16 protein-coding genes and 2 pseudogenes are annotated in these 19,585 nt (G+C 58.6%); 6 read left to right on the top strand and 12 right to left on the bottom strand.

Features of this window, described 5'->3' with window-relative positions; all coding sequences use genetic code 11:
- Window positions 1-58 precede the first annotated feature (58 nt).
- Window positions 59-1,210, bottom strand: a complete 1,152-nt coding sequence (locus KGB06_RS15545; protein WP_223517182.1) for a M14-type cytosolic carboxypeptidase — start codon at window positions 1,208-1,210, stop codon at window positions 59-61.
- A gap of 113 nt (window positions 1,211-1,323) precedes the next feature.
- Between KGB06_RS15545 and KGB06_RS15540 the strand changes: the two are divergent.
- Window positions 1,324-1,413: pseudogene (locus KGB06_RS15540) on the top strand (hypothetical protein); the annotation flags it as partial.
- A gap of 11 nt (window positions 1,414-1,424) precedes the next feature.
- Here the strand turns inward: KGB06_RS15540 and KGB06_RS15535 are convergent.
- Window positions 1,425-1,802: a cupin domain-containing protein gene (locus KGB06_RS15535; RefSeq protein ID WP_223517180.1), complete on the bottom strand. Its 378-nt coding sequence runs from the start codon at window positions 1,800-1,802 to the stop codon at window positions 1,425-1,427.
- Between the two features lie 19 nt (window positions 1,803-1,821).
- Window positions 1,822-2,451 (bottom strand): annotated as a pseudogene (locus KGB06_RS15530) (N-methylproline demethylase); the annotation flags it as partial.
- On the opposite strand from KGB06_RS15530, the gene KGB06_RS15525 reads away from it, so the two are divergent.
- Together KGB06_RS15525 and KGB06_RS15520 are read left to right on the top strand one after the other, a co-directional pair.
- Window positions 2,435-3,160, top strand: a complete 726-nt coding sequence (locus KGB06_RS15525) for an ABC transporter permease (protein WP_223517178.1) — start codon at window positions 2,435-2,437, stop codon at window positions 3,158-3,160. The pseudogene KGB06_RS15530 and the gene KGB06_RS15525 overlap by 17 nt on opposite strands.
- Window positions 3,150-4,241 (top strand): glycine betaine/L-proline ABC transporter ATP-binding protein, encoded by a 1,092-nt coding sequence (locus tag KGB06_RS15520; RefSeq protein WP_223517176.1) that lies wholly within the window; start codon window positions 3,150-3,152, stop codon window positions 4,239-4,241. Before KGB06_RS15525 ends, KGB06_RS15520 begins: the two co-directional genes overlap by 11 nt.
- Before the next feature lie 444 nt (window positions 4,242-4,685).
- On the opposite strand, the gene KGB06_RS15515 is transcribed toward KGB06_RS15520, so the two are convergent.
- Window positions 4,686-5,027: a DUF6124 family protein gene (locus KGB06_RS15515; protein WP_223517174.1), complete on the bottom strand. Its 342-nt coding sequence runs from the start codon at window positions 5,025-5,027 to the stop codon at window positions 4,686-4,688.
- A gap of 129 nt (window positions 5,028-5,156) precedes the next feature.
- Between KGB06_RS15515 and KGB06_RS15510 the strand changes: the two genes are divergently transcribed.
- Window positions 5,157-5,804 carry a LexA family protein gene (locus tag KGB06_RS15510; protein WP_223517172.1) on the top strand — a complete coding sequence of 216 codons (648 nt, stop codon included), beginning with the start codon at window positions 5,157-5,159 and terminating at the stop codon, window positions 5,802-5,804.
- A 39-nt stretch (window positions 5,805-5,843) separates the two neighbouring features.
- On the opposite strand, the gene KGB06_RS15505 is transcribed toward KGB06_RS15510, so the two are convergent.
- Genes KGB06_RS15505 through KGB06_RS15490 form a run of 4 tightly spaced genes read right to left on the bottom strand, consistent with a single transcriptional unit; the run spans window position 5,844 to window position 11,402 of the window.
- Complete coding sequence (locus KGB06_RS15505; RefSeq protein WP_223517170.1) at window positions 5,844-7,793, bottom strand: acetyl/propionyl/methylcrotonyl-CoA carboxylase subunit alpha; 1,950 nt, start codon at window positions 7,791-7,793, stop codon at window positions 5,844-5,846.
- A complete protein-coding gene (locus KGB06_RS15500; protein WP_223517168.1) occupies window positions 7,793-8,605 on the bottom strand; it encodes a gamma-carboxygeranoyl-CoA hydratase in 813 nt (270 codons plus the stop codon). Before KGB06_RS15500 ends, KGB06_RS15505 begins: the two co-directional genes overlap by 1 nt.
- Before the next feature lie 13 nt (window positions 8,606-8,618).
- Window positions 8,619-10,226 (bottom strand): carboxyl transferase domain-containing protein, encoded by a 1,608-nt coding sequence (locus tag KGB06_RS15495; RefSeq protein WP_223517166.1) that lies wholly within the window; start codon window positions 10,224-10,226, stop codon window positions 8,619-8,621.
- A gap of 12 nt (window positions 10,227-10,238) precedes the next feature.
- Window positions 10,239-11,402 (bottom strand): isovaleryl-CoA dehydrogenase, encoded by a 1,164-nt coding sequence (locus KGB06_RS15490; RefSeq protein ID WP_008031893.1) that lies wholly within the window; start codon window positions 11,400-11,402, stop codon window positions 10,239-10,241.
- Window positions 11,403-11,654: 252 nt separating this feature from the next.
- On the opposite strand from KGB06_RS15490, the gene KGB06_RS15485 reads away from it, so the two are divergent.
- Entirely contained in the window at window positions 11,655-13,349 is a 1,695-nt protein-coding gene (locus tag KGB06_RS15485; RefSeq protein WP_223517164.1) for an AMP-binding protein, read from the top strand.
- A 656-nt stretch (window positions 13,350-14,005) separates the two neighbouring features.
- On the opposite strand, the gene KGB06_RS15480 is transcribed toward KGB06_RS15485, so the two are convergent.
- The 3 genes from KGB06_RS15480 to KGB06_RS15470 form a co-directional block, all read right to left on the bottom strand.
- Window positions 14,006-14,905 (bottom strand): hydroxymethylglutaryl-CoA lyase, encoded by a 900-nt coding sequence (locus tag KGB06_RS15480; RefSeq protein ID WP_223517162.1) that lies wholly within the window; start codon window positions 14,903-14,905, stop codon window positions 14,006-14,008.
- A 58-nt stretch (window positions 14,906-14,963) separates the two neighbouring features.
- Window positions 14,964-15,362: a MerR family transcriptional regulator gene (locus tag KGB06_RS15475; RefSeq protein ID WP_223517160.1), complete on the bottom strand. Its 399-nt coding sequence runs from the start codon at window positions 15,360-15,362 to the stop codon at window positions 14,964-14,966.
- Window positions 15,363-15,569: 207 nt separating this feature from the next.
- On the bottom strand, window positions 15,570-16,499 hold the full coding sequence (locus KGB06_RS15470; protein WP_223517159.1) for a LysR family transcriptional regulator: 930 nt from the start codon (window positions 16,497-16,499) through the stop codon (window positions 15,570-15,572).
- A 177-nt stretch (window positions 16,500-16,676) separates the two neighbouring features.
- Here KGB06_RS15470 and KGB06_RS15465 point away from each other — a divergent pair, with 177 nt between their 5' ends.
- On the top strand, window positions 16,677-17,906 hold the full coding sequence (locus KGB06_RS15465) for an acyl-CoA dehydrogenase (RefSeq protein WP_223517157.1): 1,230 nt from the start codon (window positions 16,677-16,679) through the stop codon (window positions 17,904-17,906).
- A gap of 118 nt (window positions 17,907-18,024) precedes the next feature.
- Here KGB06_RS15465 and KGB06_RS15460 read toward each other — a convergent pair whose 3' ends face one another.
- Window positions 18,025-19,365 (bottom strand): substrate-binding domain-containing protein, encoded by a 1,341-nt coding sequence (locus tag KGB06_RS15460; RefSeq protein ID WP_223517155.1) that lies wholly within the window; start codon window positions 19,363-19,365, stop codon window positions 18,025-18,027.
- Window positions 19,366-19,585 lie beyond the last annotated feature (220 nt).

The following is a 19,585-nucleotide window of genomic DNA, read 5'->3' as shown; positions in this document are numbered from 1 at the left end:
CTGCGTCCCGTGTAGCAGCTGCCGAAGGCTGCGTCCGGCTGCTACAGGGGCCGGGCGATCAGCGCAGGGTGTCGACCATGTCGGCGATGGTGGTCAACACGTCTTTGCCCAATTGCTTCGAGCGCTTGCCGGACCAGCCCGTGAGCGCATTCGGTGCATCGTTGTTGTCCTTGAACGGCATCTCCAGGGTCAACGACAGGCAGTCGAATTTCTGACCGACGCTGTTGCAGGCCAGGGTCATGTTGGCTTTTCCCGGCTCATCGCGGGTGTAGCCGTGCTTGGTCTGGAAATCCTTGGTCAGGTGTTTCAGATGGCTGCGGAAATGCTCTTCGAGTTTTTCGATTCTCGGCGTATAGCCTGGATTGCCTTCGCAGCCGGCGGTGAACACGTAAGGGATTTCTTCATCGCCGTGGACGTCGAGGAACAGGTCGACGCCATATTTTTCCATCTGCAGTTGAGCGAACAGCACTTCCGGGCTGAGGTCCTGGCTGGCGCTCTGCCAGGCGCGGTTCAGGTCCTGGCCCATGGCGTTGGTGCGCAGGTGACCAAGGAAGGCTCCGTCCGGGTTCATGTTCGGGATCAGGTACAGGTCGGCGCTGGCCAGCAGTTTGTTCAACACTGGGTCGTCGTGTTTTTCCAGACGTTCGATCACGCCTTCCATAAACCACTCGGCCATGTGTTCGCCGGGGTGTTGCTGAGCGATCATCCAGACCTTGCGCCGGCCTTCGGCACCCGTGCCCTTACGCAGCAACTGGATGTCTCGACCTTCAACACTCTTACCCGTGGCCAGCAGCTCGGTGCCGGCCTTGGTCAGTGCCTGTTCGATCAGCCAGTCGTGACGGCCACGACCGTAAGGTTCGAAGTAGGCAAACCAGGCGTGCGTGGCGGTGGTTTCGAGGCTGAAGCGCAGGCAGTCGCCTTCAAAGATGGTGGGGACGCGGAACCAGTTGACGTGATCGTAGGATGCAACGGCCTGATAACCGTCCCAGGCTTTGTTGTATGAGGACTTGCTGGCGTTGTTCAGGCGAAACCAATGTTCCTGACCCACGTGCAGGCCGCTGGCCTTGAAGTGGAACCATTGAAAATGCTGGCTGCGAGTGTCGGGTTTGATGGCCAGTAACGCTTGAAGCGGATTGCTGATATCCAGTACTTCAATGTTGCCGCTGTCAAAGTTTGCACTGATGTCGAAGGAAGATTTGGCCGCAGTCATAGTCGGTTCCTGAATATGATTTTTATGGCTGCTACTTTACACGCTGGAAAGGATCAGGCGGCTGGAAAAAATCGCCAAGTCCTATAGGTCGCCATTGTTTTTCCTCAGAACCCGGGTTGTGGAATGGCGCATGGTTCCTGAGGAGGGCAGGATTGCTGGACGGCTACCGTTGCGCCATTCACCCCGAACATCGCCCTGCGGTGAAGTGAAACCTTCATCGGCGCGTATAGATCACCATCAGGATGGCCCCCTGCACCGAGCCCGCGCTGTGTGCCGCGTTCGGTGCGCGGCAACAGTAGTCGCCGACGTTCAGTGTTCGGTTCTGATCGTAGAATGAGCCTTGGAGTACGAACAGTTGCTCCAACTCCCCTTCATGGGTATGGCTGGCAACATGGGCGCCAGGGTCGACTTTCATCAACAGGGTTTTTTCTCCGCGCTCGCTGTCCTCAAACAGCGGTTTGATCCAGAAGCCTTCAGCCTTTGTCGGCAACCAGTCATCCATCGAGGACGAGTAATAAATAGAGCCTTCGACCGGTCCCTGGATGCCGTTTTTCCCGGCAATGCTCCACGAGGGTGTTTCATTGCTTTGCATGTTTTTCACCTGAGTTCGTTTACAAGTCCTTGACCAGTCTCAAGGCATCGTAGATCGCGGCGTGGGTGTTGCGCGCAGCCACAGCGTCGCCGATGCGAAATAACTGAAATCTGCCGTCCGGGTTGGTCACAACCTGTTGTGGGTTGCCGACGATCAGGTCCTGATGTTCGACCACACCGCCGTTGCTGGAAGCGGATTTCAATTCGAAATACAGTTCGTCCAGCGGTCGGGTGCCGTGGTTGACCACCACTTGATCGACGCGTCGAACCTTGCGCGCATTGCCGTAATCGCTGTCGATCGTGGCCAGCAGATCCTGACCCTCGCGCTCGACGGCGAGCAGCCGGTAGGTGACGGTGAAGGTGGTATCCAATGCTTGCAGCGAGCGCATGTAGGGCACCAGATTCATCGCCATGACTTCCGGCGCGAAGGTCCGGTCCGGCGTCATGATCTCGACTTTTGCGCCACTTCTGGCGATGAACTCGGCAGCCTGCAGCGCCGCATGATCACCGGCGTCGTCGAACAGCAGGACATTGCGCCCGGGTTTCACATCCCCGGCAATAATGTCCCAGGTGGAGACCACCAGCTCATTGCCAGCCGAGAGAATTTCGGTATGGGGCAGGCCGCCGGTGGCGATGATCACCACATCCGGGATCATCATCGTGCTGGTCGCCTTGATTGCCTGGTTCGCCAGCCGCAGCTGGAGAATCGTCTTGGGGTGCGTGTTCACGCTGATGGCGATCGGGTATCTGGACATGTGGTCCGACACGATGAAAACCCTGTCGATGATCTTCGTCTGCACGGTGATATCCGTCGTCATCGGTTTGCCGACCGGGATCGCGATGGCCCGCTCCAATCGTCTGCAGAACCTGGTCAGCCCGGTACTGGATGTGATGCAGACCCTGCCGAGCTTTGTCTACTTGATTCCGGTGGTGATGTTGCTGGGGATCGGCAAGGTTGCGGGGCTGATAGCGGTTGTGATCTACGCCTTGCCGCCGATGATCCGCCTGACCAATCTCGGCATCCGTCACGTTGACGCGGAGATGCTGGAGTGCGCCGACGCCTTTGGCTCGTCCAGTTGGCAGAAACTGAAAAACGTCCAGTTACCCTTGGCGTTGCCCTCGATCATGGCCGGCATCAACCAGACGATCATGATGGCGCTGGCCATGGTGGTCATCGCGTCGATGATCGGGGTTCAAGGCTTGGGCCAACCGGTGCTCAAGGCTATTTCCAATCAGTATTTCACCCTGGGCATTTTCAACGGGCTGGCCATTGTCGGTATTGCGGTGATCTTTGACCGAGTCAGCCAAGCCTATGGCCGAAGACTGCAAAAGCACTTGGAGAGGGTTCATGGCCACTAATCTGACCAACGATTTCGGCATCGAAATCAGGCATCTCTACAAGATCTTCGGTTACCAGGCGCAGGCCAGTATCGAGCGGGTCAAACAGGGCATGAGCAAGGCTGAACTGTTGAGCAATCACAGTCATGTGCTGGGGTTGAAGGACATCAATATCAGCATGCCGTCCGGGGGGATTCAGGTGATCATGGGGCTTTCCGGTTCGGGTAAGTCGACCTTGATCCGCCATATCAACCGATTGATCGAACCTACCGCCGGCGAAGTCATCGTCGGTGGCGTGGATGTGCTCAAGATGAGCCAGAATGATCTGCGAGAGTTTCGCCGACATAAAATTTCCATGGTGTTTCAGAAGTTCGCGCTGCTGCCAAACCGCACCGTGCTCGACAATGCGGTTTATGGGCTGGAGATCCAGGGAATGTCCCGTGACAGGCAAGTAGAGATTGCTACAGGCTGGTTGGACCGGGTAGGTCTTCAGGGGTATGCGAGTCACTATCCCAATCAGCTGTCCGGAGGCATGCAGCAGCGCGTCGGCCTGGCCCGGGCATTGGCCAGTGATGCGCCGATTCTGTTGATGGATGAAGCGTTCTCGGCCCTGGATCCGCTGATCCGCATGGACATGCAGTCGGTGCTGCTGGACCTGCAAAAAGAGATCAAGAAGACCATCGTGTTCATTACCCATGATCTTGATGAGGCACTGCGCATTGGTGATCGCATCGCAATCTTGCGTGATGGCGAGGTGGTGCAACAAGGCACCCGACAGGAAATCGTCATGAATCCTGCCGATGATTACATTGCCAACTTCGTCAAAGAAGTGAATCGGGGGCGGGTGATCGGCGTCGAGGCAATCATGCGGCCCATTGTTCAGGTGAAAGTCGGAGCGACGTTGGCCGTACCCATGGGGACGTCATTGGAGTCAGCGGTCAAAAGACTTGTTGAAGCGGGGCTCGATGAATTGGTGGTCACAGACAGTCAGGGTCAGCCAGTGGGGCAGTTGGCGCTGAAGTCGATTATAGCGACGATGGTCACCTCGATAGTGAACGAGGAGTCGCAGGTAATTCAGCCAAGAGTGACGTCGAAAGCGTGACGGCTTACCGAAGGAAAACCAGGAGAAATTGCGGGTTGCAGAGGGGGGCGTCCTCCATGACGCAGGCGCAGCTTAGAGACTGTGCGATTGATTCTCAAGTGCTATTTGTACATTAGTTTGGCCCAATGATGCCGGGGCTTCTTTTGCCAACTGATATTCTTTTGATATCATCCGCGCCATCGAATTTGCAGCACCAAAAAGACTTCATTAGCCTGAAGGTAAAGCCAGAATAACTGGCAAAAAAAACCCGGCAAAAAGCCGGGTCAAAAACCGTGATTAGCCTGATGAGGAGATAGTCCAGGAGACCGACCTAAGGTCACTTGGACAATCGACTGATCTCGCGACCAGCTGCATGCAATAATAATCATTCTCGTTTGCAAGTCAAATGATTTTATCTGCACGATTGGAAAATTCTTTCCTGTCCTCCCTGAAAGCACGTCCGCTTCACACGTTCTGATGCCCTTGCAAAGACCGATCGATCATCGCCTTGGCCATGTCGATCATGTGCACCGTCGAAAAGGCCAGGTCGCGGCTCGCACCGTGCAGGTTGCTGGCTGATTCATGTGCCGTCGCCGCAGCGCATCGCAACAAATCCGAGGCATGAACCAGCGCCTCTTCTGCGCTGATGTCCGGGTTCACGTCAAAAAACCGCTCCACAGCAGCGGGTTCGGACACAGTTGGTTTCAAGTAATAATCCAGCGCTCGCTGTGCGGCGGCATTGCCTTTTGGCGAGGTCAGGGTGGTATCGATTTGCATATCTGGCAGGTCATTGCTGGGTAACGTCATGACGATGGCAAGCTCCGTGATAGATTCAGATCCGTAAATCCATCCTAGTACGAACTGTATTTGTGACTGGAATTTAAATACTACAATTTGTGTTTTGTTGGTCGGAGTACCCCACGTATCGTGCCGCACATGGATAAATGGATTGAGTTAGTCAAAGCCAAGATGAGTGACCTCAAAGTCACTCAAGAGGTCCTCGCCGACCGCCTCGGGATGTCCCAGGGTGGCGTGGGTCACTGGCTGAATAAGCGCCGTCAGCCGAGCATCGAAGACATGAATCGTGTCTTGCGCGCGCTCGGGATGGATTTTCTGGAAGTGGCGACGGTGATTCGCGAGCGTCTGGTCTTGCAGGACGACGAGCCTTGCCTGGCCCACAAGTACAACCCGTACTTCCGCTATCCCGTCAGTGACTGGCGCGAGCCCGCGCAAGTGCGTGACGGTGAGTTATCGGTCTACGGCAAACCGCGTTTCGAGCTGACGGATTACCACGCACAGGGCGCGGCTTTCTGGCTGGTGGTGGTGGGGGATGCGATGACCGCACCCACAGGCGTGAGCATCGCCGAGGGCATGATGATTCTGGTGGACCCGGCCATTGTGCCGGAGCCTGGAAAGCTGGTGATCGCGCAGTGGTCGGACAGCACCGAGGCGACTTTTCGCAAACTGATCGAAGAGGGCGGGCAGCGTTACCTGGTCCCGCTCAATCCGACGTATCCGAAAGCCCTTTACACCGATGAATGTCGAATTCTCGGTGTAGTGGTTCAGGCAACGGCTAAATTCTAATCAGATCGGTCCTCGTAAAACGTAGGACCGATCTTCATTTCACGCTTCTTCCAGCTCGACCAACGCACTGCCTTCGCTGACCATTTCGCCTTCCTGGCAATACAAGGCCTTGATCACGCCCGCATGGGGCGCGCGAATGCTGTGCTCCATTTTCATCGCTTCCAACACCACCAATTGCGCCCCGGCTTCGACCGTTTGCCCGGCCTCTACCAGTACTCGTACGATGCTGCCGTTCATTGGAGCGGTGAGCCCACCGTGATGACTGTGGCTGGCTTCGACGGCGCTGATCGGGTCATAGGATTCGATGCGGCGCAGTTCACCTTCCCATTGCAGATAGACATGGTCGCCACGACGGATTGCCCGGTGCTGACGGCGTACGCCGTTGTGCTCAGTCAGCAATTGCTCACCTTGAAGGTGGGCTGTGCGGATGTCGCCCAAGGTTAGCGCGCGGTCCTGGCCTTCGCAGCTCAAGTGCAGGGTGATTTCTTTCGGTAAACCGGCACGGAAACCATTGCCGATAGCCCATGGCGAACTCACGTCATCTGCACGCGGTGAGTCTGGCTGGCTCTGGGCAACCGCCTGAGCGGCAGCCTGCCAAAACGCGTCGCTGAGGTCCGAAGGTGCTGGCAACAATTGCTCCTGAAAACGCGGGATAAACCCGGTGTCCAGTTCTGCAGCAGCAAACGCAGGGTGCGCGATGATCCGGCGCAGGAAGTTGATGTTGGTCTTGAGTCCGCCAATCGCAAACTCATCGAGCATGCTCAGCAACCGCAAGCGCGCCTGTTCACGGTCTTCGCCCCAGGCAATCAACTTGCCCAGCATCGGGTCATAGAACGGTGAAATTTCGTCGCCTTCTTCAACACCGCTGTCGACCCTACGTCCCGGGCCTTCGGCTGATTCACGATACAATTCCAGGCGTCCGGTGGCCGGCAGGAAATCATTGGCCGGATCCTCTGCGTACAGTCGCACTTCAATCGCGTGACCGATCAGAGGTACTTCGGCCTGGGTCATCGGCAGCGCTTCGCCACGGGCCACGCGAATCTGCCAGGCCACCAAGTCCAGGCCAGTGATGGCTTCGGTGACCGGGTGTTCAACCTGCAGGCGCGTGTTCATTTCCATAAAGAAGAACTCACCGCGCGAATCCAGCAAAAACTCCACGGTGCCGGCACCGACATAACCGATGGCTTGTGCCGAGCGAACAGCGGCTTCGCCCATGGCACGACGCAGCTCCGGGCTCAAGCCTGGCGCGGGTGCTTCTTCGACGACTTTCTGGTGGCGACGCTGGATCGAGCAGTCACGTTCATTCAGGTACAGGCAATTGCCATGCTGATCGGCAAAGACCTGGATTTCCACGTGGCGCGGTTTGAGCAGGTACTTCTCTACCAGCATCCGTGAATCGCCAAACGAGGATTTCGCTTCTCGCTGGGCCGAAGCCAGGGCTTCGGCCAACTGGCTGACGTCCTCGACCACTTTCATGCCTTTGCCGCCACCGCCGGCGGTGGCCTTGAGCAGCACTGGATAGCCGATGCGCTCACACGCATCGCGGAAGGTGTCGAAGTCCTGAGCTTCGCCGTGATAACCCGGCACCAACGGCACGCCGGCAGTTTCCATCAGCGCTTTGGCGGCGGATTTGCTGCCCATGGCGTCGATGGCCGAGGCGGGCGGGCCGAGGAAGATCAGGCCGGCGTCTTCAATCGCGCGGGCGAACCCGGCGTTCTCCGACAAAAAGCCGTAACCCGGATGGATCGCCTGAGCGCCGCTGGCCTTGGCTGCCGCAATCAGTTTGTCGATTTGCAGGTAACTGTCGGCGGCTTTGCTGCCACCGAGGTCGACGCGGATATCCGCCTCGCGGCTGTGTCGCGCTTCACGGTCAGTGGCGCTGTGCACGGCCACGGTGGTCAGGCCCAGGGCTTTGGCGGTGCGCATGACGCGGCAGGCGATTTCGCCACGGTTGGCCACCAGCAGGGTGGTGAGAACAGGTGCGCTCATCAACGCGGCTCCTTGGTGGTGGGGGCTTGCCAGCTCGGCGGACGCTTTTGCAAAAAGGCGCGCAAGCCTTCCTGACCTTCGGGGCTGACGCGGATGCGGGCGATGGCGTTTTCGGTGTAGCGACGCAGTGCCGGGGTCAACGCGCCATGGCTGACTTCACGCAACAAGTCTTTGCTGACGCGCATGGCGGCGGGGCTGTTGAGCAGCAGGTTGTCGATCCACTGGTCGACCTTTTGCTCCAACTCGGCGGTTGGATAGCTTTCCGACAACAAACCGATTTCCCGCGCCCGTTGCCCGCCGAAACGTTCGGCGGTCAGCGCATAACGGCGTGCCGCGCGTTCACCGATGGCCTGCACCACGAACGGGCTGATCACCGCTGGCGCCAGGCCGATGCGCACTTCCGACAGGCAGAACTGCGCGTCGTCGGTGCCAATGGCCATGTCGCAGCAACTGATCAGGCCCAGCGCACCGCCGAAGGCCGCGCCTTGTACTACGGCCAGGGTCGGGACTTTCAACTTGGCGAGGTTGTACATCAACTCCGCCAGTTCCCGGGCGTCGTCGAGGTTGGTGCCGTAATCGAGTTCGGCTGATTGCTGCATCCACGCCAGGTCCGCGCCGGCGCTGAAATGTTTGCCGCGTCCACGCACTAGCAAAAAGCGCAGGCTGGTGTCGCTCGCCACGGCGTCCAGCGCGAGGATCAGTTCGCGGATCATTTGCGCGTTGAACGCGTTGTTCTTTTCTTCACGGCTGAGCCACAGGGTGGCGAAACCCCGTGGGTCGGTCAGCAGTTCGAGGGTATTGAAGTCGCTCATGGTTTTCTCCCGATCACATCCGGAACACGCCGAAGCGGCTCGGTTCGATAGGCGCGTTCAACGACGCGGACAAGGCCAGGGCCAACACATCACGGGTTTGTGCCGGGTCGATGACGCCGTCGTCCCATAGCCGTGCGCTGGAGTAGTAGGGGTGACCCTGTTCTTCGTATTGATCGAGGATCGGTTGCTTGATCTCGGCTTCCTGCTCGGCGCTGAAGCCCTGACCACTGCGTTCGGCCTGCTCGCGCTTGACCTGCACCAACACCCCGGCAGCCTGCTCAGCGCCCATCACACCAATGCGTGCGTTTGGCCACATCCACAGGAAGCGCGGGTCGTAAGCGCGCCCGCACATGCCGTAGTTACCGGCACCAAAACTGCCGCCGATGATCACGGTGAATTTCGGCACTTTGGCGCAGGCCACAGCGGTCACCAGTTTTGCGCCATGCTTGGCGATACCACCGGCCTCGTACTTCTGGCCGACCATGAAGCCGGTGATGTTTTGCAGGAACAGCAACGGGATGCCGCGCTGGCAGGCCAGTTCGATAAAGTGCGCGCCTTTCTGCGCAGCTTCAGCGAACAGGATGCCGTTGTTGGCGAGGATCGCGATCGGGTAGCCGTGCAGGTGGGCAAAGCCGCACACCAGCGTGGTGCCGAACAGTGCTTTGAATTCATCGAACACCGAACCGTCGACCAGACGCGCGATCACTTCGCGCACATCGAACGGTTGCTTGGCGTCCGCCGAAACCACGCCGTACAACTCGTCGCTGCTGTACAGCGGCGCAATAGGGTTGCGTTGTTGCAGTTCGCCGAGCTTGCGCCAGTTGAGGTTGGCGACGCTGCGTCGCGCTATGGCCAAGGCGTGTTCATCGCTCTCGGCGTAATGGTCGGCGACCCCGGAAATCTTGCAGTGCACATCGGCCCCGCCGAGGTCTTCGGCGCTGACCACTTCACCGGTCGCGGCTTTCACCAGCGGTGGGCCGGCGAGGAAAATCGTCGCTTGCTGGCGCACCATGATCGCTTCGTCAGCCATCGCGGGCACATACGCACCACCGGCGGTGCACGAGCCCATCACCACGGCAATCTGTGGAATGCCCATGGCGCTCATGTTGGCCTGGTTGAAGAAGATCCGCCCGAAGTGCTCGCGATCCGGGAACACTTCATCCTGACGTGGCAGGTTGGCGCCGCCGGAGTCCACCAGATAGATGCACGGCAGGCGATTCTGCTGGGCGATGGTCTGGGCGCGCAGGTGTTTTTTCACGGTCAGCGGGTAGTACGAGCCACCTTTTACCGTGGCGTCGTTGGCGACGATCATGCATTCGACGCCTTCCACGCGGCCGATCCCGGCAATCACGCCAGCGGCCGGAACGTCTTCACCGTAAACCTCATAGGCCGCCAGTTGGCTGATTTCCAGAAACGGCGAACCCGGATCGAGCAGGCGATTGATCCGCTCGCGGGGCAGCAATTTGCCCCGCGAAGTATGGCGTTCTTGAGCCTTCGGGCCGCCACCCAGCTGCACTTGGGCGAGCAGGGTGTGCAGGTCGTCGACCTGTTTGAGCATCGCCGCGCTGTTGGCTGCGAACTCCGCCGAACGGGGGTTGAGCTGGGTATGCAGGATAGCCATGGACAGCTCCGATTAGCGGGTTTCGTTGAACAGTTCGCGACCGATGAGCATGCGACGGATCTCACTGGTGCCGGCGCCGATTTCGTACAGCTTGGCGTCACGCAGCAGACGACCGGCTGGAAATTCGTTGATGTAACCGTTGCCACCCAGAATCTGGATCGCGTCGAGGGCCATTTGCGTGGCGCGTTCGGCGCTGTACAGAATCACGCCGGCAGCGTCCTTGCGCGTGGTTTCGCCACGTTCGCAGGCCTGGGCCACCGCGTAGAGGTAGGCGCGGCTGGCATTGAGTTGGGTGTACATGTCGGCAACCTTGCCCTGGATCAGCTGGAATTCGCCGATGCTTTGGCCGAATTGCTTGCGGTCGTGAATGTACGGAACGATCAGGTCCATGCACGCCTGCATGATTCCGGTCGGGCCGCCGGAGAGCACAACGCGCTCGTAGTCGAGGCCGCTCATCAACACTTTCACGCCGCCGTTGAGCACGCCGAGAATGTTTTCTTCCGGCACTTCCACGTCATCGAAGAACAGCTCGCAGGTGTTCGAACCGCGCATGCCGAGCTTGTCGAACTTGTTGCTGCGGCTGAAGCCTTTCCAGTCGCGTTCAACGATGAACGCGGTGATGCCGTGGGGGCCTTTTTCCAGGTCGGTCTTGGCGTAGATCACGTAGGTGTTGGCGTCAGGGCCGTTGGTGATCCAGGTCTTGCTGCCATTGAGCACGTAGTGATCGCCGCGTTTATCGGCACGCAGCTTCATCGAGACCACGTCGGAACCGGCATTCGGTTCGCTCATGGCCAAGGCGCCGATGTGCTCGCCGCTGATCAGTTTCGGCAGGTATTTGCTTTTCTGTTCGTGGTTACCGTTGCGGTTGATCTGGTTGACGCAGAGGTTGGAGTGGGCGCCGTAGGACAAGGCAACCGACGCCGAACCACGGCTGATTTCTTCCATGGCCACGACGTGGGCCAGGTAACCCAGGCCGGCACCGCCGTACTCTTCCGGCACGGTAATACCCAGCAGACCCATGTCGCCGAATTTGCGCCACAGGTCGGCGGGGAACAGGTTGTCGATATCGATCTGAGCCGCGCGCGGGGCGATCTCTTTGGCGACGAAGGACTGAACCTGATCGCGCAGCATGTCGATGGTTTCACCGAGGGCAAAATTCAGGGATGGGTAGCTCATGGGGCACCTTTTGGCTTTTTTGTAGGGCGGGGAGGGCAGTGATTCGTTTCTCACCTTTACGTTAACGTAAGCCTGTGACGAATGGCTGTCAATCACCCTTTACGTTAACGTCAACTTGAGCGACTCTGTAGGAGCAAAGCTTGCTCGCGATGAACGATAACGCGGACTTACACTGACACCGCGTTACTCCTATCGCAGACAAGTCGGATCGCCGCATTGCTCGTTCCTACAATAAAGACAATAGGGGTCATCATGGATCAACCCAGTGCAAGCCCGCAGCGCAGCTATACCCGTGGCTCCCAGGACAAAGCCTTGCTGGCGATGACCATCGGTCAGGCGTTCGATAACACCGTTGCGCAGTACGCGACCGGGGAGGCGCTGGTCGTGCGCCATCAGCAGCTGCGTTACACCTGGCAGCAACTGGCCGACGCCGTAGACCTGCATGCCAGAGCGCTGCTCGCGCTGGGCTTGCAGGCTGGTGATCGTCTCGGCGTCTGGGCACCGAACTGTGCCCAGTGGTGCATCAGCCAGTTCGCCAGTGCGAAAATCGGCGTGATTCTGGTCAATATCAACCCGGCATACCGCAGTTCCGAACTCGAATACGTGTTGAAGCAATCCGGTTGCCAATGGCTGGTCTGCGCCGGCGCGTTCAAAACCTCCGATTATCACGGGATGCTGCTAGGTCTCGTTCCTGAACTGGCCGAGCAATCCATCGGAAAATTGCACAGCGAACGTCTGCCCGACCTGCGCGGTGTCATCAGTCTGGATGCGCAACCGCCTTCAGGTTTTCTGCCCTGGTCGCAATTGGCGGATCTGGCTGCCAGCGTTTCGATGGAACAGCTGCGCGAGCGCCAGGACAGCCTGCATTTCGATCAGCCGGTGAACATCCAGTACACCTCCGGCACCACCGGGTTCCCGAAAGGCGCGACCCTCAGTCACTACAACATCCTCAACAACGGTTACATGGTCGGCGAAAGCCTCGGCCTGACCGCCGATGATCGCCTGGTGATTCCGGTGCCGCTGTATCACTGCTTCGGCATGGTCATGGGCAATCTGGGCTGCATGACCCACGGTAGCACCATGATTTATCCGAATGATGCTTTCGATCCGCTGCTGACCCTGACTACCGTCGCCGAAGAAAAAGCCACGGCGCTTTATGGCGTACCGACCATGTTCATCGCCATGCTCGATCAGCCCAAGCGTACCGAGTTTGATCTGTCGAGCCTGCGCACCGGGATCATGGCTGGTGCCACGTGCCCCATCGAGGTGATGCGCCGGGTCATCAACGAAATGCACATGAACGAAGTGCAGATTGCCTACGGCATGACGGAAACAAGCCCTGTGTCGTTGCAGACTGGTCCGTCGGACGAACTGGAGTTACGCGTGACCACCGTCGGCCGCACCCAGCCACAGCTGGAAAGCAAAATCATCGACGAGGCCGGTAACCTCGTGCCGCGCGGCACCATTGGCGAGCTGTGCACCCGCGGTTACAGCGTGATGCTCGGTTACTGGAACAACCCGCAAAGCACCGCCGAGGCCATCGATCAGGCCGGCTGGATGCACACCGGCGACCTGGCCAGCATGAACGACGAAGGCTATGTATGCATTGCCGGGCGCAACAAGGACATGATCATCCGGGGCGGTGAGAACGTTTACCCACGGGAGCTGGAGGAGTTCTTCTTCACCCACCCGGCGGTGGCTGACGTACAAGTGATCGGCATCCCGTGCTCGCGTTATGGTGAAGAGATCGTCGCCTGGATCAAATTCCACCCGGGTCACAGTGCCACCGAGCAAGAACTCCAAGCGTGGTGCAAGGAGCGCATCGCGCACTTCAAGACGCCGCGTTACTTCAAGTTCGTGGAGGAGTTTCCGATGACAGTGACCGGCAAGATCCAGAAATTCCGGATGCGCGAGATCAGCGTCGCGGAGCTCAAAGCGAAGCTGTAGGAGCTGGCTTGCCAGCGAAGGCGTCGGGACATCCAGCATTCATGTTGACTGACTCGCCGCCATCGCGGGCAAGCCTCGCTCCTACAAAGGGCAGCGAAAACCTGAATGCCAGAAAGCACAAAGGGGAGCCGAAGCTCCCCTTTAATTTTGTCGTTGCGCGTGCTCTTTTTTTATTATTGAGGGGCGGTTTATTGTTGTTTTTAGAAACCGTGACCCTTTACCGCTGTTTTTGTCGATCCCCATCCGGGATCAAGAGCAAACGTATTTTTTTGAGCGCTGATCTACTTTTTCGCTGAGCGATCCAACCAGTTCGGGAGCTACCTGAAGGTAGTTTTATTGTTCTCTGCCCGGTTGCGGGTAACTCCGAAAAGCACCCTGAAAAGCACACCTTCTCCAAAAAAATCTGTTAGCTGCGTCTCTGCCGTGTTGTTTTTGTTATGTCAGAGTCGTTACGTCTTATTTTTATTAGTGTTTGCTGCTTTTTTTGTTCTTGTTATGCAGTAGAGATAGCAGGAGCCGTGCCAACTTTTTAAAACCCTTTAAAATCAATGATTTATAATTTTGTAGGGTTTTTCTATCGGTCGAATCCCGACAATTTGTTTCCGTGTTACTCGCTTGTGCCCACGTTTCAGACGTCGCGGTAACACCCGAAGGCCTCACTGTGCACTGCGAGCCTTGGCCACACGCGAACCGGTCGGACGACCCAGCACCGTGCAAATCTGTTGACCGGCCAGGATTAATGCATCCAGGTCGATACCGGTCTCGATACCCAAGCCATTGAGCAGATACACCACGTCTTCGGTGGCGACGTTACCGCTGGCGCCCTTGGCGTACGGGCAACCGCCGAGGCCGGCGATGGAGCTGTCGAACACCGAGATCCCTTCCAGCAGGCTGGCGTAGATGTTGGCCATGGCTTGGCCGTAGGTGTCGTGGAAGTGTCCGGCGAGTTTTTCACGGGGCACGTCGGCCGAGACCACCTCGAACATCTTGCGCGTGGCGCCAGCGGTGCCCGTGCCGATGGTGTCGCCCAGCGACACTTCGTAACAGCCCATGGCGTAGAGCTCGCGCGCAACCCGGGCGACTTGCTCGGGGGCGACGTTACCTTCGTAAGGGCAGCCCAGCACGCAGGACACATAACCGCGTACGCTCACGCCATGTTGTTTGGCGGCGTCCATGATCGGTACGAAACGCTCCAGGCTTTCGCTGATCGAGCAGTTGATGTTGCGCTGGGAAAACGCTTCGGACGCGGCGGCGAATACCGCTACTTCCTTCACACCCGCCGCCATCGCGTCTTCAAACCCACGCAGGTTGGGGGCGAGCGCGCCATAGGTCACGCCGGGTTTGCGCTGGATCTGCGCGAAGACCTCGGCGGAGCCGGCCATTTGCGGCACCCATTTGGGCGAGACGAAACTGCCGACTTCTATATATCCGAGGCCGGCGGCGGTCAGCGCGTCGACCAGCTGCACCTTGTCGGCAACGCTGATCGGTTGGGCTTCGTTTTGCAGGCCGTCGCGGGGGCCGACTTCGACAATGCGTACGTGGGTGGGAAGGGACATGGCGTTGGACCTGTTGAAATTGTATGAATGTTCACAGAACCCTGTAGGAGCTCAGCTCCTACACGACCTGCTGGCTCTTGATGGTTTGTTCCAGCGCCTGAGTACAGCGCTCCTGCGCGGTGTCCAGTTCCAGCTTCATCTGCTCGATGTCGAGCATCTGCTGCTCCAACTGTTCGCGGCGCTCGGCGATCTTGCTCAACATGGTTTGCAGTTGTTTCTGATTGCCGCCGGTGGGGTCATACAGCTCGATCAACTCGCGGCACTCGGCCAGGGAGAAGCCAATGCGCTTGCCCCGCAGGATCAGCTTCAGGCTGACTTTGTCGCGAGGCGAGTAGATGCGCTCCTGACCGCGACGCTCGGGGCTGAGCAGGCCTTGTTCTTCATAAAAGCGGATGGCCCGCGTGGTGATATCGAGCTCGCGGGCGAGGTCGGAAATGCTGTAAGTCTGGCTGCTCATGGAAGCGCTCGAAAAAGGTCATGGCGCTAAGCTAATGGCAGGTTGACGTTTACGTCAAGGGGCTGGGAGCTTTGGTGGTCTGGCGGGCCTCATCGCGAGCAGGCTCGCTCCCACAGGGGTTATCAGCAATGTCACAGATTTTGTGTTCACCGCCGATCCCATGTGGGAGTGAGCCTGCTCGCGATGCGGCCGCCTCGGTCTAAAGTCCTACACCTTTTCGAGCTTCTTCTCATGTGCCGTCACCTGCTGGCACAACTCGATCATTTGCTCGCGCATCCAGCGGTTCGCCGGGTCCTGGTCGGTGCTTTCGTGCCAGTAGAGGTGAGTTTCCACCGGTGGCACGTCGTTGACCGGCAGGCTGAAGGCGTGCAAATCATTGCGACGGGCGAAGCGCTCCGGCACGGTCATGACCATGTCGGTCTGTTGCAACACTTGCGAGGCCATCAGGTAATGCTGGGACCGCAGGGCGATCTTGCGCTGGATGCCCATTTTTCCCAGGGCCAGATCAACATGACCCAGTCCGCTGCGGCGGCTGGAGATGTGGATGTGGGTCATCGACAGATAATCATCCAGGGTGAATTTCTCTTTGCCCGCCAGCGGATGGCCCTTGCGCATGGCGCACACGTAACGGTCTTCCATCAACTTGACGTGACGCACTTGCGGGTCGGTGTTGAGCGGTGCATCCACCGCGAAGTCGAGACGCCCGGCCGCCAGTTCCTTGGTGGTTTCGCGGCGCTTGGACAAGAAGCTTTCGATGATCACCGTCGGTGCCAGGCGGCGCAGGCGCTGGAACAGCGGCGGCAGGATCACCGCTTCGGTGAGGTCGGTCATGCTGATGCGATAAGTCTTGACCGCCTGCAGCGGGTTGAAAATGCGGCTTTCCTGCACCGACACGCGCAACAGGGAGAGGGCGTTTCGCACTGGCCCGATGATGTTCTGGGCCATGGGCGTCGGCACCATGCCTTGGGCGGTACGCACAAACAACGGATCGTTGAAGGTCTCGCGCAAGCGAGCCAGAGCGTTCGAGACCGCAGGCTGGGTAATGCCGACAATCTGCCCGGCGCGGGTCAGATTGGCCTCGGTGTAGATCGCGTCGAAGACGATGAAAAGGTTGAGGTCGACCTTGCTCAGATTCATTGCGCTGCACTCTTATTGTTTGGGGCTTTTTGTTGTGGCCGGAGGCCTTGACGATCAGTCGATCATATATCGGTGATGAATGTTAATACACGCCGAGAATAGGCTAGGTAAATTTTCATAGCTGTTCTAGCATCGATTGCATGACCTAAACAACCTCTGCCCAAGAAGGTAATGCTCATGGATTTCGCTTATTCGCCCAAGGTTCAGGAACTGCGTGAGCGCGTAACCGCGTTCATGGACACTTACGTTTATCCCGCTGAGGCGGTGTTCGAACGCCAGGTTGCCGAAGGCGATCGCTGGCAGCCGACCGCGATCATGGAGGAGCTCAAACTCAAGGCGAAGGCTGAAGGCCTGTGGAATTTGTTTCTGCCTGAATCCGAACTCGGCGCCGGCCTGACCAACCTTGAATACGCACCGTTGGCCGAAATCATGGGCCGCTCGTTGCTGGGATCAGAGCCGTTCAACTGCTCGGCGCCCGACACCGGCAACATGGAAGTGCTGGTGCGCTACGCCAACGAAGAACAGAAACAACGCTGGCTCGAACCGCTGCTGCGCGGAGAGATCCGCTCGGCGTTCGCCATGACCGAGCCGGATGTTGCCTCCTCCGACGCCACTAACATGGCTGCTCGCGCTGTGCGTGATGGCGACGAGTGGGTCATCAACGGCAAGAAATGGTGGACCTCGGGTGCCTGTGATCCACGCTGCAAGATTCTGATATTCATGGGCCTGAGCGATCCTGATGCGCCGCGCCACGCCCAGCACTCGATGATTCTGGTGCCGGTGGACACACCGGGCGTGAAGATTGTTCGTCCGCTGCCGGTATTCGGTTATGACGACGCCCCTCACGGCCACGCCGAAGTGCTGTTCGAAAACGTCCGAGTGCCGTACGAAAACGTCCTGTTGGGCGAAGGACGCGGCTTCGAAATCGCTCAGGGGCGCCTTGGCCCAGGCCGGATTCACCACTGCATGCGTTCAATCGGCATGGCTGAACGGGCGCTGGAATTGATGTGCAAACGCTCGGTCAGCCGTACCGCGTTTGGTAAGCCACTGGCGCGTCTGGGCGGCAACATCGACAAGATCGCCGACTCGCGGATGGAAATCGACATGGCACGCCTGCTGACGTTGAAGGCGGCGTACATGATGGACACCGTGGGCAACAAGGTGGCGAAGAGCGAGATCGCGCAGATCAAGGTGGTCGCGCCGAACGTAGCCTTGCGGGTCATCGACCGGGCGATTCAGATCCATGGCGGGGCAGGGGTTTCCAACGATTTCCCGCTGGCCTACATGTATGCGATGCAGCGCACCCTGCGCCTGGCCGACGGCCCGGACGAAGTGCACCGCGCGGCCATCGGCAAATTCGAAATCGGCAAGTATGTGCCGAAAGAGATGATGCGTAGCGGGCAGTAAGTTAGACCGCGTTATCGTTCATCGCTGGCAAGCCCGGCTCCCACAGGTATAGCGTGATCCTGTGGGAGCCGGGCTTGCCAGCGATGGCGTCAGTCAATTCAACACAGCAACATCAGATTCAATACACCCAAACCTCAACCCGCCGATTCTTGATTCGCCCCTCATCCGCACTGTTGGCCGCCACTGGCATTTCGGCGCCAAAGCCGCGAATTTCGCGAAACACCACGCCGCTTTTCACCAGTTCACGCCGCACCGCCATGGCCCGCAACTTCGACAGCAAATCGGCGCGCGCCGGGTCACTCTTGGCATCGCCAAACCCTACCAGCGTGACTTGGCGATTGGTTTTATCACGCTGCTTTATATAGTCGAGCACCCGTGACAGGTCTTGCAGTGCCTTGTTGTCGAGCGTCGCGCTGCCTTCTTCAAAGCGGAAATTCACCGACAGCCGCTGAGCATGACGACTGAGTGCCTGATAACCCTCCGGCATCATCGCATTCGGCGTGACCGTGATGGCCTGGACGGTCTGGGCGATAAAACCGTTAGCCGCGACAATCGCCTGACCTTGGTTGCTTTGCGCGAACGCCGCCAAGGCCTCGGCCCAAGGGTTTTTCCCATGCGGGGGCAAGTAAAAGAACAGTCGGCGGGACAACGGATAGTCTTCCGTGGCGATCAGGCTATTGAGCGGCGGCATTGCCTGGGATTGGCCATCGACGATCGCCACGGCTTTGGCCTGGCGCACATAAGGCAGGCCGATGAACCCGATGCCTTGCGGGTCGAGGCTGACGGCGTCGGACAATTGCTCGCTGGATTCGAAGCGTTTCGCGGCGCTGTTCAGCGTTTTCCCACGATGACTGAGGACTACTTCGTTAAACGTGTCGTAGGTGCCCGATTGGTCATCCCGCGCATAGAGGTGAATCGCTCCACCGCTGCCGCCGAGTTCTTCCCAGGTTTTTGCTTCGCCGCTGAAAATTCTCGCCAGTTGTTCGGTGTCGAGTTGATTCAGCGGGTTCTGCGGGTGAAGGATGATTGCCAGCCCGTCGATGGCGATGACTTGCTCGGCCTCGGGGCTTTTGAAGTCGCCCAAGGGTTCGAGGTCTACAAGTTCGCTGTCTTTGATTGGGCGCGAGGACGCGGCGAGGTCGGCGCTGGCGTTTTTCAGGGCCGTGAACCCGGTGCTGGAACCATGGGCCGCGACTTCAACCACGACTCGGCGGCCCTGTGCGGTTTCGCCGATGATGCGTTGTTCGTTGGCTTTATCCGCACGTTCACTGTGAACCTTGATCAGACCCTGCTCGCGCATCAGGCCTTCGACCAGCGCCGGGCCCAGGGCCGCGCCGATGGTGTTGGATCCCTGCATGCGCAGCACGGCGCCATTGACGGGTATCGGTAAATCAGCGGCCGATGCCGTCAATGGCAGGCCGGCGCACAGCATCAACACAAACAAAACGCGCAGCGTCATGCCGGCACCTTAAAAAATCATAGAAAGTGCGGGGAGAATAAGTCAGCAAGATTTCCGAAAGATGACAATTGCCCCTGTAATTGGATGGACTCGCCCACGCCGAGGCGTCAATGCGCCACGGTGGCAGTCTAAGAAGCCAACGGCAGCGAGGGCGAGTCCATGAAAAAGAATACGACGCTTAAACAGTCCCTGTCTTCAACCGATGTGTCGGCCTGTACGA

This window comes from Pseudomonas sp. GL-B-19 (genome assembly GCF_019956415.1).
Classification (GTDB): Bacteria; Pseudomonadota; Gammaproteobacteria; order Pseudomonadales; family Pseudomonadaceae; genus Aquipseudomonas.
This window is presented reverse-complemented; position numbering and strand designations above follow the sequence as displayed.

Coding starts and splice junctions, on each gene's coding strand:
- KGB06_RS15515 (WP_223517174.1), bottom strand. CDS start 5,027: ATGACGTTACCCAGCAATGACCTGCCAGATATGCAAATCGATACCACC.
- KGB06_RS15500 (WP_223517168.1), bottom strand. CDS start 8,605: ATGAGCGACTTCAATACCCTCGAACTGCTGACCGACCCACGGGGTTTC.
- KGB06_RS15510 (WP_223517172.1), top strand. CDS start 5,157: ATGGATAAATGGATTGAGTTAGTCAAAGCCAAGATGAGTGACCTCAAA.
- KGB06_RS15495 (WP_223517166.1), bottom strand. CDS start 10,226: ATGGCTATCCTGCATACCCAGCTCAACCCCCGTTCGGCGGAGTTCGCA.
- KGB06_RS15545 (WP_223517182.1), bottom strand. CDS start 1,210: ATGACTGCGGCCAAATCTTCCTTCGACATCAGTGCAAACTTTGACAGC.
- KGB06_RS15535 (WP_223517180.1), bottom strand. CDS start 1,802: ATGCAAAGCAATGAAACACCCTCGTGGAGCATTGCCGGGAAAAACGGC.
- KGB06_RS15475 (WP_223517160.1), bottom strand. CDS start 15,362: ATGAGCAGCCAGACTTACAGCATTTCCGACCTCGCCCGCGAGCTCGAT.
- KGB06_RS15485 (WP_223517164.1), top strand. CDS start 11,655: ATGGATCAACCCAGTGCAAGCCCGCAGCGCAGCTATACCCGTGGCTCC.
- KGB06_RS15480 (WP_223517162.1), bottom strand. CDS start 14,905: ATGTCCCTTCCCACCCACGTACGCATTGTCGAAGTCGGCCCCCGCGAC.
- KGB06_RS15520 (WP_223517176.1), top strand. CDS start 3,150: ATGGCCACTAATCTGACCAACGATTTCGGCATCGAAATCAGGCATCTC.
- KGB06_RS15470 (WP_223517159.1), bottom strand. CDS start 16,499: ATGAATCTGAGCAAGGTCGACCTCAACCTTTTCATCGTCTTCGACGCG.
- KGB06_RS15505 (WP_223517170.1), bottom strand. CDS start 7,793: ATGAGCGCACCTGTTCTCACCACCCTGCTGGTGGCCAACCGTGGCGAA.
- KGB06_RS15525 (WP_223517178.1), top strand. CDS start 2,435: ATGATCACCACATCCGGGATCATCATCGTGCTGGTCGCCTTGATTGCC.
- KGB06_RS15490 (WP_008031893.1), bottom strand. CDS start 11,402: ATGAGCTACCCATCCCTGAATTTTGCCCTCGGTGAAACCATCGACATG.
- KGB06_RS15465 (WP_223517157.1), top strand. CDS start 16,677: ATGGATTTCGCTTATTCGCCCAAGGTTCAGGAACTGCGTGAGCGCGTA.
- KGB06_RS15460 (WP_223517155.1), bottom strand. CDS start 19,365: ATGACGCTGCGCGTTTTGTTTGTGTTGATGCTGTGCGCCGGCCTGCCA.